Annotated in this window: 12 protein-coding genes; 3 read left to right on the top strand and 9 right to left on the bottom strand. The window is 73.8% G+C overall.

Going from position 1 to position 15028, the window contains the following annotated elements; translation table 11 throughout:
* Positions 1-3: 3 nt before the first annotated feature.
* From ACH4U7_RS24110 to mshA, 5 genes are all read right to left on the bottom strand, one after another.
* The gene (locus ACH4U7_RS24110) at positions 4-2100 is read right to left on the bottom strand and encodes a M48 family metalloprotease (protein ID WP_398529924.1); all 2097 of its coding nucleotides are present in this window, start codon (positions 2098-2100) and stop codon (positions 4-6) included.
* Positions 2097-2792 (bottom strand): RNA polymerase sigma factor, encoded by a 696-nt coding sequence (locus ACH4U7_RS24105; protein ID WP_398529923.1) that lies wholly within the window; start codon positions 2790-2792, stop codon positions 2097-2099. Before ACH4U7_RS24105 ends, ACH4U7_RS24110 begins: the two co-directional genes overlap by 4 nt.
* Positions 2793-2907: 115 nt before the next feature.
* Complete coding sequence (locus ACH4U7_RS24100) at positions 2908-4635, bottom strand: glycosyl hydrolase family 28-related protein (protein WP_398529922.1); 1728 nt, start codon at positions 4633-4635, stop codon at positions 2908-2910.
* 107 nt (positions 4636-4742) lie between these two features.
* Positions 4743-5300 carry a YbjN domain-containing protein gene (locus ACH4U7_RS24095; RefSeq protein WP_398529921.1) on the bottom strand — a complete coding sequence of 186 codons (558 nt, stop codon included), beginning with the start codon at positions 5298-5300 and terminating at the stop codon, positions 4743-4745.
* On the bottom strand, positions 5293-6672 hold the full coding sequence (gene mshA / locus ACH4U7_RS24090) for a D-inositol-3-phosphate glycosyltransferase (protein ID WP_398529920.1): 1380 nt from the start codon (positions 6670-6672) through the stop codon (positions 5293-5295). The genes ACH4U7_RS24095 and mshA overlap by 8 nt, the downstream gene beginning before the upstream one ends.
* Before the next feature lie 197 nt (positions 6673-6869).
* Here mshA and ACH4U7_RS24085 point away from each other — a divergent pair, with 197 nt between their 5' ends.
* Entirely contained in the window at positions 6870-7694 is an 825-nt protein-coding gene (locus ACH4U7_RS24085; protein WP_398529919.1) for a class I SAM-dependent methyltransferase, read from the top strand.
* Here the strand turns inward: ACH4U7_RS24085 and ACH4U7_RS24080 are convergent.
* Positions 7663-9258 carry an amino acid permease gene (locus ACH4U7_RS24080; RefSeq protein ID WP_398530227.1) on the bottom strand — a complete coding sequence of 532 codons (1596 nt, stop codon included), beginning with the start codon at positions 9256-9258 and terminating at the stop codon, positions 7663-7665. The two genes, ACH4U7_RS24085 and ACH4U7_RS24080, sit on opposite strands and share 32 nt — an antisense overlap.
* Positions 9259-9444: 186 nt before the next feature.
* Between ACH4U7_RS24080 and ACH4U7_RS24075 the strand changes: the two genes are divergently transcribed.
* Positions 9445-10650 carry an ROK family protein gene (locus tag ACH4U7_RS24075; protein WP_398529918.1) on the top strand — a complete coding sequence of 402 codons (1206 nt, stop codon included), beginning with the start codon at positions 9445-9447 and terminating at the stop codon, positions 10648-10650.
* Positions 10651-10686: 36 nt separating this feature from the next.
* On the opposite strand, the gene ACH4U7_RS24070 is transcribed toward ACH4U7_RS24075, so the two are convergent.
* Positions 10687-11547, bottom strand: a complete 861-nt coding sequence (locus tag ACH4U7_RS24070; protein WP_398529917.1) for a helix-turn-helix domain-containing protein — start codon at positions 11545-11547, stop codon at positions 10687-10689.
* A gap of 196 nt (positions 11548-11743) precedes the next feature.
* Here ACH4U7_RS24070 and ACH4U7_RS24065 point away from each other — a divergent pair, with 196 nt between their 5' ends.
* Entirely contained in the window at positions 11744-12781 is a 1038-nt protein-coding gene (locus ACH4U7_RS24065) for an aldo/keto reductase (protein WP_398529916.1), read from the top strand.
* 27 nt (positions 12782-12808) lie between these two features.
* On the opposite strand, the gene ACH4U7_RS24060 is transcribed toward ACH4U7_RS24065, so the two are convergent.
* Positions 12809-13252, bottom strand: coding sequence for an NUDIX hydrolase (locus tag ACH4U7_RS24060; RefSeq protein WP_398529915.1), 444 nt, complete (start codon positions 13250-13252; stop codon positions 12809-12811).
* A 103-nt stretch (positions 13253-13355) separates the two neighbouring features.
* Positions 13356-14975, bottom strand: coding sequence for a hypothetical protein (locus tag ACH4U7_RS24055; protein ID WP_398529914.1), 1620 nt, complete (start codon positions 14973-14975; stop codon positions 13356-13358).
* Between the last annotated feature and the right edge of the window lie 53 nt (positions 14976-15028).

Below are 15028 nucleotides of genomic sequence, written 5' to 3'. Positions count from 1 at the left end.
GGTTCACGGCGTGTGCCTGGGCACCAAGGACTCGATGTCGAAACTCGGCCGCAGCAACGTCCCCGGCGTCCAGATCGGGGCCGTGGTCGGCCAGGTCGGCCAGGTCGGGTATCCGCCCGCGCCCGGCGGCTCCCCCGGCAGCCCGGCGCCGCCCGCGGCCGGGTCGTATGTGCTGGTCGGGTTCACCGACTGCCACCCCGTCCCGGGCGTCCCGGGGTACGTCCGCTCCCCGCGGTTGGCCCACAGCAGCCAGGACACGGCCGTCATCCCCAGCAGCACGGTGAGCGCCAGCACCCGGATACCGGAGATACGCCGCTGCGCGGGCGCGTCCACGCCGGGCGCGATGCTGATCCCGGAGGGCCGGGGCGTCTTGGACGGTCGCGAAATTCCGGAAGGTCGCTTGTCGGGCCCCTTCACTCCGTCCGGCGCCCTCTCCCCCGGCAGCGGCGCTTGCTCGTTCACCCCCAGCGCGGCCACGTACAGGCCGAGCCGCTGGGTCTCGCCGGGCAGGCGTACGGCGGTGTCGGCCCAGTCCCGGATCGTCTCGGGCGCGATGCCCTCGGGCGGTACGAGGGTGCCCGGGCCGGTCCAGTTCATCGTCCAGTGCGCGCTCCCCCGCGCGACCAACTGCGCCCCGATCAGCACGTACAGGGCCTCCGCGAGCAGGCCCAGCGGACCTCGTCCGGCCCCCTCGTTCCGCTCAGCGCTCTCATCGGGCCGTACGCGGCTGCCCAGGGCGCGGGCGAGCGGCATCCGCCGTCCGCTGTCGAGCAGGCGCAGCACCCGCTGGATCGTCAACCCGGACGGTTCGCCGGTCCCGGCTTCGGCCCCGGCCCCGTCCCCGTCCCCTGTTCCGTCCCCGGCCCCCGCGTCATGGATCCCCTCGGCCTTCTCGACCGTACGGACCGCCTCCGCCAGCGGCCCCAGCAGCCGCGTCGCCCGGTGTTCGGCCAGCAGCCCGAGCCAGTCCCGCCACGGCATGGTCGGCGTGGCCCCCAGGCCGGGGTGCCGGCCCGGGTACAGCGTGCGGGCCAGCTCCACCGCGTACCCCGACGGCACCTCGATGGGCTCGGCGACACCCCCCTCACCCGGCCGGTCGGGGAGGCGGGCCAGGCGGCTGAGGCGGGTGGCCAGGTCGGGGTGGGGGTCGTCGCGGTCGGCGGGCCGCTCGGTGGCCCGCGCCCGGAGCGCGGCGAAGGGCTCCCGCAGCTCAGGGGCCTCCACCAGCTGCGCGAAGACGCGGAACGGATCGTCCGGTACGCGCCCCTCGGCCCGGCGTACGGGGGTGAGGAAGCCCGCGACGAACTCCAGCCATGCCTGTTCCAGCGCGGACGCGGAGCGCAGGGCGTCGCCGACCGTCCGCGCCCCGGCCACCCGGGCCGCCTCGCGGTCGGCCTCGAGCTCCTGGCGCCGCCGGACCGGCCGGGTGAGCCAGCGGAAGACGCGTGTGTAGCCGCGGAGCAGCAGCAGGGGCCCGCCCGCGTACATCCGCACCAGGTCGTTGGCCGCCGCCGCGCTCCGGATCGCCTCGCAGGCGGCCGCCAGCCCCGCCGAGCCGCGGTGGGCGAGGGCGCCGAAGCGGCTGTGGCGACGGGAGAAGTGGCCCAGTTCGTGCGCGAGCACCGCGCGCAGTTCGGCGGGCGGCAGGCCCACCACCAGGGGCAGGCCGAGGTAGAGGGTGCGGCGGCCGGGCACCAGGCCGAGGAACGAGGCGTCCTCGGTGACGGAGGCGTTGACCTCGGCGGTCAGCCGGATGGCGTCCGGCGGGGCGGTGCCCACGCCCTCGGCCAGCTCCTCGACGGCCGCCCATAACGCGGGGGCCCTGCGGCGGCTCACCCACACCGTGCCCTCCGCCGGCCCGGCGGGCCGCGCGGTGCGCACCACCGCCCACACCATGCCCGCCAGGATCGGCGCGAACGCGGCGCAGCCCAGGATGACGCTGGTGGGCGGCGCCGTACTCTCCGGCGCCCCGGCGGCCCACAGCCCCAGCACCAGGAAGGCCAGCCACACCAGGACCAGCAGCGCGACCAGGGCGTAGAAGACGACCAGCAGCACCAGGGCCAGCACGGCCCGGGCGGCGGCGACGGCAGCGGCGATCATCTCCGCCCCCGCTCGCCGGGGGCACCATGGTCGCCATGGTCGTGAGCGGCGCGCAGCCCGTTCAGCAGCCACTCGGCAGCGCCGCGCAGCGCCGTGGACAGCGGGTCGGTCCGTACGCCGGGGACCAGGGAGTCTCCCGGCCGGCCGAGCTCCGGCGAAGCGTCGAGCAACAGGCTGAGCCGGGCGCGGGCCCTGTGCAGATTGCTGCCGACGCTCCCGGTGCTGATGCCGAGCTCGGCGCCGATCTCCGCGTAGCTCATCCCCTCCAGGGAGTGCATCACGACCACCTGGCGCTGGCGCGGCGGCAGCATGCCGAGCGCGCGCAGCACGGCCAGCGCCTCCGCGGTCTCCTCGACGGTGGCGGTGGTGGCGGCCGGTACGGTGAGCTCGACCGGCTTCCACCGGAACCACCAGCGTCGGCCGTCGCGCGACAGCTTGCGGCGCATGGTGGTAACGACCCACCCCTCCGGCGAGGCGCACGCCCGCACGGTCGGCCAGCGGCGCATCGCCTCGATGAACGCCTCCTGGACGGCGTCCTCGGCGTTCTGACGATTGCCGCTGAGCATCACCGCGCGGGCGGCGAGCCAGGGGTAGGTCCGGGCGTAGAAATCCCCGAACTCCTCCGGCTCCTCGAACTCCTCCGGCTCCTCGAACTCCCCGCCGCCCGTGGCCTCCTCGACCGCGTCACTCATGCCCGGCCCCCATCGTGGTCTCCTTTGATGCTTCCCGGTCGGTGACCGGTGCACAAGGAAGAGGCATCGGGGGACGAGATTCTTCACCGTCAACCACGTTGAATCTCGGGGACGTTCAGCGGTCCAAGTCGCGCTGCGCCTCGTAGAGGTTGCGGGGGCGCAGCGCCTCCGGGTGGCCGTAGGACTCGATACGGGAGTGGAGCGGACCGGCGAAGTCCGGGACGTCGGTCTGGTCGAACTCGCGGACCTCGCTGATGCCGGCCGTCGCGCTGTACGGGGCGATCTCGTCGATCTTGATCAGGCCCGCGCGCTGGTTGGTGACGGTGACGTTCCAGTGGGTGAACCGCGCGCCGTACAGCGGCCCCGCGCTCGCGTCGCCGCCGTGCCGCCCGTCGTTGTTGACGGTGATGTCGGTGCGGACGTTGGCGAAGGGCATCCCGCGGTGGGTGTCGAAGGTGCCCATCTCCATGCGCCCGCGCGACCAGACGTTGTAGCTGGACAGGCCCTCGACGTTGATCCCGTGCAGCTGCGTCCCGGCAGGGGCCGGGACCGTGCGCTCGCTGAGCACGAAGTCCTCGATGAGGTTGTCGTGGGAGCCCTCGCGGCAGCAGAACGGGTGGTGGCTGCCGCGGCCGGAGACCCGTACCCGGCTGAGCGTGCAGGCCTTCGCCGCGACCAGCAGGAAGCCGTTGTCGGGGTTGTTGACGGTCACGTCGTCGACCCAGCAGTCCCAAGCGCACTGCAGCGCCACGCCGTTGTAGCCCTTGTCGAGCAGATGCTGCGACTGCGGCGTCTCGACGATGTCGAGGGTGATGCCCTCGACGCCCGCGCCGACGACGCCCTTGACCAGGGTCGTCAGCCGCGGCTGCCAGACGGGCCGGGCGTCGAGCGGGAGGGGGCGGTCGAGGGTGACCCGGCGGCGGCGGGCGTCGACGGCGGTGATCCGGCAGGGCCACTCGTACGGGACGTACGAGGTCAGCTTGGTCTTGTCGGTCCACACGTAGTCGGCGGCGCCCTCGACGTCCCCGGCCATATGGCGCAGCAGGGTGTGGTCCGCGTCGTCGCTGAGCTGCAGCAGTACGCGGTCGCCGCGGCGCAGCCGGGCGGTGTCCGCGACGGTGACGGTCCAGTCGCCGCGCCGGGCGGAGCCGGTGACGGCGGTGAGGGTGTGCCACTCGTCGCGCTTGTTGCCGGTCCAGCCCTCGAAGGGCCAGTCCTGCGCCTTGATCGCGTCGGTGAGGGTGCGCCAGCGGTCGGTCGGGCAGATCCAGATCAGGCCGCCCGACCAGGACCAGGAGGACTTGTTGCCGCCGTACCGGCTGCCGTACGGGCCGATCAGCTCGGTGAGGTGGCGGGTGGCGTGCAGGGTGGTGCGGCCGCTGCCCGCGCCGCGCAGGACGACGTTGTCGTGGCCGAGGCGGATGACGTCGTCCACGCGGTACGTACCGGGCGGCACCAGGACCGTGCCACCGCCCCGCCGGCCGGCGTCCGCGATGGCGCGGTTGATCGCGGGGGCGGCATCGGCCGAGCCGTCCGGTTCGGCGCCGTACGCGCGGACGTCGGCGACGACGGGGTGGCGCGGGAAGTCCGCGCTCCCGCCCCGGTAGCCGGCCCGGCCGACGTAGGGGATCTGGGGGTGCGTGTACGGGGCGGCGCGGAACTCCCGCCACAGGGTGGATGTGGGGGGTGCGGCTGTGCTGTGTCCGGCTGCTTGCTGTGCCACCGCCGAGGTGGCGCCGAGCAGCGATGCGCCCGTCATGGCCGTCGCGGCGCCGAGCGCGCCACCGAGCAGTCTTCTCCGGTCGATCTCCCTGTCCCTGCTGTCCATGAGCCCGCCTTCCATGCATGTGAACGGCGTTCAGATGTGCGACGGCGTGAGGATGCCACGGGGCAGGGGTGGGCGGAAGGGGTCGTGCAAGGGCGGGGCGAGGGGGCGGGTTGCCCAGGCGCTCAGGACTCGCCGGTCAGATGGGCGAACGCCGCCAGGTTCCGCGTGGACTCGCCACGCGCCGTACGCCATGCGTACTCCTTGCGGATCGCGCTGGCGAACCCCATCTCCAGCAGCGTGTTGAAGCTGCCGTCGGCGTTCTCCAGCACCGTGCCGAGCACCCGGTCCAGCTCCTCCGGTGTGACCGCCGACAGCGGCAGCCGGCCCACCAGATAGATGTCGCCGAGCTGGTCGATCGCGTAACTCATCCCGTACAGGCGGGTGTTGCGCTCCAGCAGCCAGCGGTGCACGGCCTCGTGGTTCTCGTCGGGGCGGCGGACGACGAAGGCGTTGACCGACAGCGAGTGCCGGCCCAGACGCAGCGAACAGGTCGTGGACAGCTTGCGGGTGCCGGGCAGCGTGACGACGTACGTGCCGTCGGACGGGCTCTCCCACTCCAGCTCGGCGTCGCGCAGCGTCTGCTCGATCACGGCCCTGGCGGCCGTCGTCCCGGCGGTCTCGTTCCTGGACTCGTTCCTGGACTCGCTGCTGACCTTGTTGCTGACCTCGGCGTCACCCATGAACCGATCGTAGGCGACGGTACCCGCGCATCGCCTCCGCGTAGACGTCCGCCGTCGCCGCGGCGGCCTTGTCCCACCCGAAGCGCTCGGCGTGGTGGGCGGCCCCACTGCCCAAACGTTTCAGCAGCCCAGGGTCGGCGGACAGGCGGTGCAGCTCCCGGGCGTAGTCGGCCGGGTTGTGGCCGGGCACCAGGATGCCGCTGTGCCCGTCCCGTACGGCCACGGGCAGACCGCCCACCTCGGCGGCGATCACCGGTGTGCCGCAGGCCTGGGCCTCGATCGCCACCAGCCCGAACGACTCGTTGTACGAGGGCATGACCAGCACGGACGCCGCCCGGTACCAGTCCGCGAGCTCGTCCTGGGTGCACGGCGGCCGGAAGCGGACCACATCGCTGACGCCGAGCCGGGCCGCGAGCTTGTGCAGCCGCTCCGGCTTCGCAAGACCGCTGCCGCTCGGCCCGCCGACCACCGGGACGACGATCCGCTCGCGCAGCCGCGGGTCCTCGTCCAGCAGATGGGCGACCGCGCGCAGCAGGATGTCGGGCGCCTTCAGCGGCTGGATGCGCCCGGCGAACAGCGGTATCAGCGCGTCGGGCGGCAGTCCCAGGCGCGCGCGGGCGGCGGCGCGGCCGTCGGCGGGCCGGAAGCGTTCGAGGTTCACCCCGGGGTGGACGACGGCGACCAGCTCGGGGTCCGCGCCGTAGTGGCGGACCAGTTCGTCCGCCTCCTCCTCGGTGTTGGCTATGAGCCGGTCGGCGGCCCCGACGATCTGCTCCTCGCCGATGACGCGGGCCGCGGGCTCGGCGGTGTCGCCCTCCGCGAGGGCGGCGTTCTTGACCTTGGCCATGGTGTGCATGGCGTGGACCAGCGGCACCCGCCAGCGCTGGGCGGCCAGCCAGCCGACGTGGCCGGAGAGCCAGTAGTGGGAGTGGACGAGGTCGTAGTACCCGGGGCGCTGCCCCGCCCAGGCCCCCATGACGCCGTGGGTGAACGCGCACAGCTGGGCCGGGAGGTCTTCCTTGGCCAGCCCCTCGTACGGACCGGCGTCCACATGCCGTACGAGCACACCGGGCGCGAGCTCGACGGTGGGCGGGAGGGTGCCGGTGGTGGCGCGGGTGAAGATCTCCACCTCGATGTCGATGGTGGCCAGCCGCTTGGCGAGCTCCACGATGTAGACGTTCATGCCGCCCGCGTCACCGGTGCCGGGCTGGTGCAGCGGCGAGGTGTGCACGCTGAGCATCGCGATCCGGCGGGGGCGGCGCCCGACGCGCCTGAGGCGCGGATGGTGCGGCCCGCCGAACGCTCCGTGTCCATGTCCGTGTCCGTGGGAACGGCCTCTCAGGCCGCCGAGGCGGGGAATGTGCTGGCTCACCGCGCGATACCTCCTTGCCGGGGCCGGACTCGGGCGGAGGCGGACTCCGGATTTCCCCTCCGACCTCTCAACACCGGAACCTGTTGTTCCCATTTCCGCTTTGCCGAAGTGTGTTTCCTCTTTGCCAAAGCGTGATGTTCCGGGGCGGGCCGTCCGGTGCTTCTGGGTGCGGACACTCCGGCGCTTAGGCTCGGCGCATGTCTGTCAGCGTCCCTCCGCAGCGCTCCTCGCCGCCGGGCCGGCCCATCGGGTCGGCGACCCGGGGGACCACCAATCCCAACCGGCTGCGCCGCATGGACCGGTGGATCGCTGCCGCCCACGCCCCCGCGCTGCGCCGCGCCGAGGCGCCCATCGCCGTGGACCTGGGCTACGGGGCCGCGCCGTGGACCGCCGTGGAGCTGCTGGGCAGGCTGCGTACGGTACGGCCGGACGCCCGGGTCGTGGGCGTCGAGATCGACCCGGCCCGGGTCGCCGCCGCGCGGCCGTACCAGCGGGAGGGGCTGGACTTCGCGCACGGCGGATTCGAGGTGCCGCTGCCGGACGGCGCGCGGCCCGCGCTGATCCGGGCGGCCAATGTGCTGCGCCAGTACGACGAGGACGAGGTCGCCGACGTGTGGCGGCGGCTGTGCGCGCGGCTGGCGCCGGGCGGGCTGCTGGTGGAGGGAACCTGCGACGAGATCGGGCGGCGGCATGTGTGGGTCGCCCTCACCGCGCACGGCCCGCGCACCGTGACCTTCGCGGCCCGGCTCGGCTCCCTGGACCGCCCCTCCGACCTGGCCGAACGGCTGCCGAAGGCGCTCATCCACCGCAATGTGCCGGGCGAGCCGGTGCACACCTTCCTGCGCGACTTCGACCGCGCCTGGGCGGCCGCCGCCCCGTACGCGGCGCTGGGCGCGCGCCAGCGCTGGATACGCAGCGCCGAGGCGCTGCGCGCCGCGGGCTGGCCGCTCGTGGACGGCCCGCGGCGCTGGCGTCAGGGCGAGGTCACCGTCAGCTGGGAGGCGCTGGCGCCGCGCCCGTGACCCCGTCCGTCCCGTCGTCCGCCCCGGCCACCCCGTCCGTACCGTCCGGCCTGTCTGCCTCGCCTGCCCCGGGCGCCCCCTCTGCCCTGGCCGCCCCGCTCGTCCCGTCTACCCTGGCCGCCCCGCTCGTCCCGTCTGCCCCGGCCGCCCCGCTCGTCCCCTGTGCCCCGGCCGCCCTGCTCGTCCCGTCTGCCCTGGCCGCCCCGTCCACACCCCCGCCCAGATACTCCTCGCTGATCTCCTTCGGCCCGAACGGCCACACCTTCTCGAACCGCGACCAGAGCACGAACGCCACACATCCCGCCCCGACCCACGCCAGCGACCACTCGATGGGGTGGCGCCCGGGCGAGTTCTTGTCCGCGTATCCGTAGATCACCAGCCACCCGACCAGCGCGACCACGCTCGGCAGCGGATACAGCCACATCCGGTACGGGCGCCGCAGCGCCGGCTGCCGGCGGCGCAGCACCGTCACGGCGAGGACCTGCGCCAGCGCCTGCACGATGACCATCACGGTGGTGAGCAGCTGGATCAGCGTGGCCAGGTCGGTGTGGCGGCCGATCAGGAAGCCGATGGCCGTGACCACGCCCATCGTGGCCAGGCCCAGCACGGGGAAGCGGTGGCGCGGGTGGAGCGTGCCGTACGGGCGGAAGAAGACGCGTTCGCGGGCGGCGTCGTAGGGGACGCGGGAGCCGCCGAGCAGCCCCGCGAAGACGGACGCGAAGGCTGTGACCAGGATGAGGACCGTGACGACATCGGCCGCCCCCTTCCCCCAGGTCTCTTCCATGACCGCGGACGCGACGGATTGGGACGCCACCGATTCGGAGTCGAGCATCTGATGCCAGTCGATGACGCCGAGGGTGCCGATCTGGAGCAGCAGGTAGATGCCCATGATGCCGAGGATCGAGACGACGATCGCGCGGGGCAGGGTGCGGCCGGGGTCCTTGATCTCGGCGCCCATGTACGCGGCGGTGTTGTAGCCGAGGTAGTCGTAGATGCCGATGGTCAGCCCCGCCGCGAAGCCGGTCCAGAAGTGGCCGGACCCCAGGTCGAAGGCGTGCGCGGGGTAGGTGAACGCCTTGTCCGGGTCGAAGTCGCTGAGCGCCGCCGCGATCACCAGCACCACGGAGGTGATCATCACGCCCCACATCACGGCGCTGAGCCTGGCGATGTGCTCCACGCCCCGCCACAGCAGCAGCACGACCAGGGCGATGACGCCGAGTCCGACGAGGTCGCCCTGCGTCTGTGTCATGCCGTGCCACAGATACCCGAGGTACTGCACAAGCCCGACCACGCCCGTGGACATGATCAGCGGGATGAACAGCATCGCCGTCCAGACGAACAGAAAGGGCATCAGCTTGCCGCTGCGGTACTGGAACGCCTGGCGCAGATAGACGTAACTGCCCCCGGCGCCGGGCAGCGAGGCGCCGAGTTCGGCCCAGATCAGCCCGTCCGCCAGCGCCAGCACCGCGCCCGCGAGAAAGCCGATGACGGCCTGGGGCCCGCCGAAGGCCGCGACCATGAGGGGGATGGTCACGAACGGCCCGATGCCGCACATCTGGCTCATGTTGATGGCGGTGGCCTGGAACAGCCCGATCCGGCGGACGAATCCGCCCCCGCCGCCTGCGCCGTTCCCCTCGCCCCCGCTGCCGCTTCCCCCGCCCGGCGGGGTCTTGCTGAGCGCCGGTCCTCCGGCCATCTGGACCTCCCTGGCTCGCTGTGCGAGTGTGATTAAGTTAAGGAGCCTTACTTGATGAGTCAAGACTCGGAACCCTGGAACCGGCAGCGGCTGCGCAGCAACAACGAACGCCTGCTGCTGGCCCGGCTGCGCGCCGAGGGCCCCGCCTCCCGGGCCCAACTCGCCCGCGAGACGGGCCTGTCCAAGCCCACCGTCTCCAGCGCCCTGGCCGCCCTCGAAGAGGCCGGTCTGGTACGCGAGGCGGGCCGGCAGGCGCCACCGGAGCGGGGCAGGGTCGCCGTGCTGTACGAGCCGGACCCGACCGCCGGCTACGTCCTCGGCCTGGACATCGGGCGCGCCTGGCTGCGCGTGGCCGCCGCCGACCTGGACGGCACCGTCGTCGCACGCGCGGAGGTGCGCAACCGCGGCCGCAGCGCCGCCGCCATGGCGGACCTCACCGTCGCGGCGGCCCGCCGGGTCATCGCCGACGCCGGGGTGGACCCGGCCCTGGTCGCGCACACCGTCGTCGGCGTGCCCGGCGTGTACGACCCCGAACAGCGGCGGGTGCGCTACGCCGACAACCTGCCCGGTTGGGGGCGCGCGGGCCTGCTGGACCGGATGCGCGAGGAGTTGGGCACCCCACTGGGCACCTCCCTGTCGGTGCACAACGACGCGAATCTGGCGGCGCTCGGCGAGTACGCCTTCGGCGCCGGGCGGGGCAGCAGGCTCTTCGTATACGTCCTGGTCGGCACCGGTCTCGGCATGGGCGTGGTGGCCGACGGGCGGCTGTTCACCGGGGCGCACGGGGCGGCCGGGGAGATCGGCTTCCTGCCGCTGCTGCCCCAGGTGGGCGGCGCCGAGCGGCAGGGTCTTGAGGACGCCGTCGCGGCCGAGGCGGTCGTACGGGCCGCCCGGGAGCTCGGCATGTCCGGGACCAGGTCCGAACCGCTGACCGCCAAGGCCGTCTTCGACGCGGCGCGGGACGGGGTCGCTCCCGCGCTGGAGGCCGTACGACAGGAGGCCGAGCGACTGGCCCATGTGGTCGCGGCCGTCGCGGCCGTGCTCGACCCGGACCTGGTGGTGCTCGGCGGTGGCGTCGGCCACAGCGCGGACCTGCTGCTGCGGACGGTGGAGCTGACCCTGCAGCGGATCGGACCGCTGCGGCCGAAGGTGGCGGCGAGCGCGCTCGGCGAGGACGCGGTGCTGCTCGGCGCGGTGGCGACGGGGCTTGAGACGGCCCGGGAGCGGGTGTTCACCCGTACCCGGGAGGGCGGCGCGTAACGCGAAGCGCGCCCCGACTGCGCAACCACTACCCGACTACGCAACCACTGCTGTGGCCCGCGCCAGCGTCCGCAGCGCCTCGGCCGTCGGCGAGCCCTTCTCCACCGCGTAGGTGCACAACACCTGGCCGGGGTCCGAGGGGAGCACGAGGGCCTCGTACGCCAGCGTCAGATCCCCCACCACCGGGTGCCGGATCCACTTCGTACCGCTGGTGCGCTCGCGTACCAGCTGCGCCTCCCACCGCCGCCGGAACTCCTCACTCCGCTCCAGCAGCTCCTCGACGACCTGGCACACCCTGGGGTGGCCGGGGTGGCGTCCGGTCTCCGCCCGCAGGCTCGCCACCGTCTCGTCGGCGACCTTGTCCCAGTCCGGGTGCAGGGCCCTGGCGTCCGGGTGGAGGAAGACCAACATGGCGGCGTTGCGCTCGCGCTCCGGGATCGCGGGGAGGTCGAAGCAGACCCGGCCGCCCAGCAGATTCCAGGCGAGGATGTCCGCGCCGGGCCCGAAGACGAAGGCGGGCACGGCCTCGTCCATGGCGTCCAGCAACAGCCGGACCTCGGGCCGCACCCGCGGCCGGGGACCGGAATCCAGCTGCTGCCCAGGTCCGTGCCCGTGCCGGGGCAGCGTGATGTTGCGCAGATACGTGTGCTCGGACGGCGTCAGCCGCAGCGCCCGCGCGAGGGCGTCCACCACCGAGTCCGAGACGGCGGGGGCGCGGCCCTGCTCGATACGGGTGTAGTAGTCGACGCTGATCCCCGCCAGCTGCGCGACCTCCTCGCGGCGCAGCCCCCGCACCCGGCGCCGTACGAGCCCTTCGGACAACCCCAGCTCGGCGGGGTCGAGCGCCGCGCGCCGCGCCCTCAGGAACGCCTTGATCTCCGGCTCCGCATCGCCCATCGCTCCATTATCCGCGGGGGTACCCGGAAGGGGCCCGTCCGGGTGGTTCTGCCGGACCCAGGTTGAACCGGGCCTGGTCCCCCCATCACCCGGATCCGAGGCTGTAGCCACAGACCGCGGCAGACCGCATCCGCGGCCGCATTCACGACCGCATCGACGACCGCATCCACGACCGCATCCACATAAGGCGGACCCCATGAAGCGCAGAATCCTCGGCGGCACCGGCATCTCGGTCAGCGAATACGCCCTGGGCACGATGATGTTCGGAAGCTGGGCCAACCAGGACCACGACGACTCGGTACGGATCATCCACCGCGCCCTGGACGCGGGCATCAACTTCGTCGACACCGCCGACGTCTACTCCAGCGGCGAGTCGGAGGACATCGTCGGCAAGGCGCTCAAGGGGCGCCGTGACGATGTCGTCCTGGCGACCAAGGCTCATGGCTCGATGGGGCCGGACGCCAACCACGGCGGCAACTCCCGGCGCTGGATCACCCGCGAGATCGAGAACAGCCTGCGCCGCCTCGGCACCGACTACATCGACCTGTACCAGATCCACCGCCCCGACCCGGCGACCGATATCGACGAGACTCTTTCGGTCCTGTCGGACCTCGTCCGGGCGGGGAAGGTGCGGGCCGTGGGCTCGTCCACCTTCCCGGCGGAGCAGATCGTGGAGGCCCAGTGGACCTCCGAACGGCGCGGCCACGTCCGCTTCCGCAGCGAGCAGCCGCCGTACTCGATGCTGGCGCGCTCGGTGGAGGCGGCGGTGCTGCCGACCGCCCAGAAGTACGGGATGGGCGTGCTGACCTGGGGCCCGCTCTCCGCGGGCTGGCTGTCCGGCCGCTACACCAAGGCGTCCGACGTCGATCTGACCGGCGGCCGTACGGCCATGGAGCAGCACAAGTTCGACCCCTCGCTGCCGGGGAACGCGCGCAAGCTGGAGGCCGTCGGCCGGCTGGCCGAGCTGGCCTCGGACGCCAAGCTCTCGCTGCCGCATCTGGCGCTCGCGTTCGTACGGTCGCACCCGGCCGTCACCTCGGTGATCATCGGCCCGCGCACGATGGAGCAGCTGGAGGACCTGCTCGCGGGGGTGGACGTGGAGCTGAGCGAGGACGTCCTGGACCGCATCGACGAAATCGTCCCACCGGGTACGGACCTCAACCGGGACGACAGCTACTACACGCCGCCCGCCCTGGCCGACAAGGCACAGCGTCGCCGCCGGCCGGGGGCCTGAGGTCCGCCTCGGGGGCCGCCACCCCCTTCATGCCCGTGAGCGCAGGGTGTCGAGGAACGCGTCGACGAGCGCCCGGTCGTGGTCATGCGTCAGCCACGCACGGGCCTCGTCCGGCGGCAGCCATACGAGCCGGTCGACCTCGTCGTTGGGCACGAAGTCCTCGTCGGTTCCATGGGCCCCGCCGGTCCCGGCCGGTTCCGCCGCCCAGTAACGGACCTCCTTGGGGCGGCCCTTGGCCAGATAGCGCACGGTGGGCAGCGCGGCCCCCGGCACACAGACCACCCCGGTCTCCTCCAGCACCTCGCGCACCGCGCCCTGCAGCGGCTCCTCGCCCCGCTTGAGCTTGCCTTTCGGATGCGACCAGTCGTCGTAACGCGGTCTGTGCACGAGCGCGATCTCCGGTCCGCCGCCGCGCGGGGAGCGCCGCCACAGGACGCACCCCGCCGCGCGGATCACCGACTTCTCATCCATGCACCGGCTCCCCTCTGCTCCCGTCCCTTCCCGTCCGTCAGGAATCCGTCAGGAGTCCGCCAGGAGTCCGTCAGGAGTCCGTCAGGAGTCCGTCAGGAGTCCGTCAGGACGCCGAGGCCGCGATCCGCTGCCAGATCCGCCCGAAGGCGAAGCGGGCGGCCTCGACCTCGTGTCGTTGGTCGGCGTGCAGCACGCCGAGGGCATAGGCGGTGGCGGGGGCGATCCGCGGGGTCCGGGCCGCGGCGGCCGAGGCGGCCGCCGCCTCGGCCGCGTCCCGGTGCCGTTCGAGCGCCTGCCCGGCGGCCAGCAGCCGTACGGACAGGGCGGGGTCGGCCTCCACCGGCCCGGTGGCGTCCGGCCGCTGCCCCACGTCGAGCACCTCCAGGGCGTAACGCCGCAGCCGCAGCAGCCGCCGCACCTGGTCCCAGGGCGCGTCCTGCCGCTCGCTGGCGGGCGGGGCGTCGGCCGCAGAGGTCGCGGCGAGGCCGTGGATCAGCGCCTCCGCGTTGTACGGATGCCCGGCCCGGCCCAGCGGCAGCGCCTCGACCGACTCGACCAGCCGCCGGTGGGCCAGCTCCGCGAGCGGGGGCAGCGCCAGATCGGCGGGGCGGGCCGCGGCGGCCTCGTCGAGGGGGACCTCGGAGGCCAGCAGCGCGACCGCGTCGGCGACCGCGTGGAACCGGGAGGACCCGAGCACCTGAAGGGCCGCGGTGTGCGCGCGGGTCCGCGCGAGGGTGAGCTGGCGCTCCAGGAGGGCCCCGGCCCGCGCGGCCCCGACCGTCAGCGCCCCGCCCCGGGCCTCGTCCGCGCCGCCGCCCGACCGCGGTCCGGCGCCGCCGCCCGGCTGCTGCTTCGCCCTGTCGCCCCGCTGCCCGGCCGCCGCGTCCCCGTCGGCGGTGTCCTTCACGGCGTCACGGGCAGCATCACGAGTGGCGTCACGGGTGGCGTCACGTTCAGCGTCATGGGTGTCACGTCCGGCGCTCGCCGCCGCACCCCCGCTCCCCGCACCCCCGCTCGCGGTACCGCTCCCGCGCGAGCCTGGCGGGTCCTGCGGGGCGTCGGCCGTCAGGGAGACGCTGCGGCGTGCGGCCCGGGACGGGCGCTGCGCCGCGGCGTCCCCCGCCGCCACATCGCCCCGCGCGTCCGCCCGCACGTCCGCCCGCACGTCCGCCCGCGTATCCGGCCGCGCCTCCGCCCGTGAGTCCACGCGCGCATCCGCCCGCGCTTCCCGCCGTACGTCCGCCGCCGCATCCACGCGGGCATCCGCCCGGACGTCCCCCCGAACGTCCCCGCCCGCACCGGAACCCGCACCAGAGCCCACGCCAGTGGCCGCGTCCGCCGCCACGTCCGCCGGGGCGCCCGCGCCCGAGAGCCGGTGCAGGGCGCCGCGCAGCCGGGTCAGGCGCGCCGCGTAGGCGTGCTCCAGCGCGAGCGTGCCGGACAGCCACACCAGTTCGGTGCGCAGCTGATCCGCCCACGCGGTGTCCGTGATCGGCCGGTAGACCCACAGCGTGCCGCTGATCCGCCGCGCGCAGCGGCGCAGCAGCCGGGCGGCCTCGGCCGCCTCCTCGGCGTCCGCTCCGCTCTCGCGCTGCTGGCGCAGGCTCCGCAGAAAGTCCCCGGCCTGTGTGTTCAAGTACCACGACAGCACATCGCCCGCCGTGGCCGTCGCGAGCGCCGGCCCGGCCGCCGCCGCTTCGGCCCCCATCACACCGTCCGTCATCGTGTCGTACCCCCCAGGGCCGAGGGCAGCGGCGGGTGGAGCGCCGTGCGACC

The sequence above is a fragment of the Streptomyces sp. NPDC020845 genome (assembly GCF_044334165.1).
Classification (GTDB): Bacteria; Actinomycetota; Actinomycetes; order Streptomycetales; family Streptomycetaceae; genus Streptomyces.
This window is presented reverse-complemented; position numbering and strand designations above follow the sequence as displayed.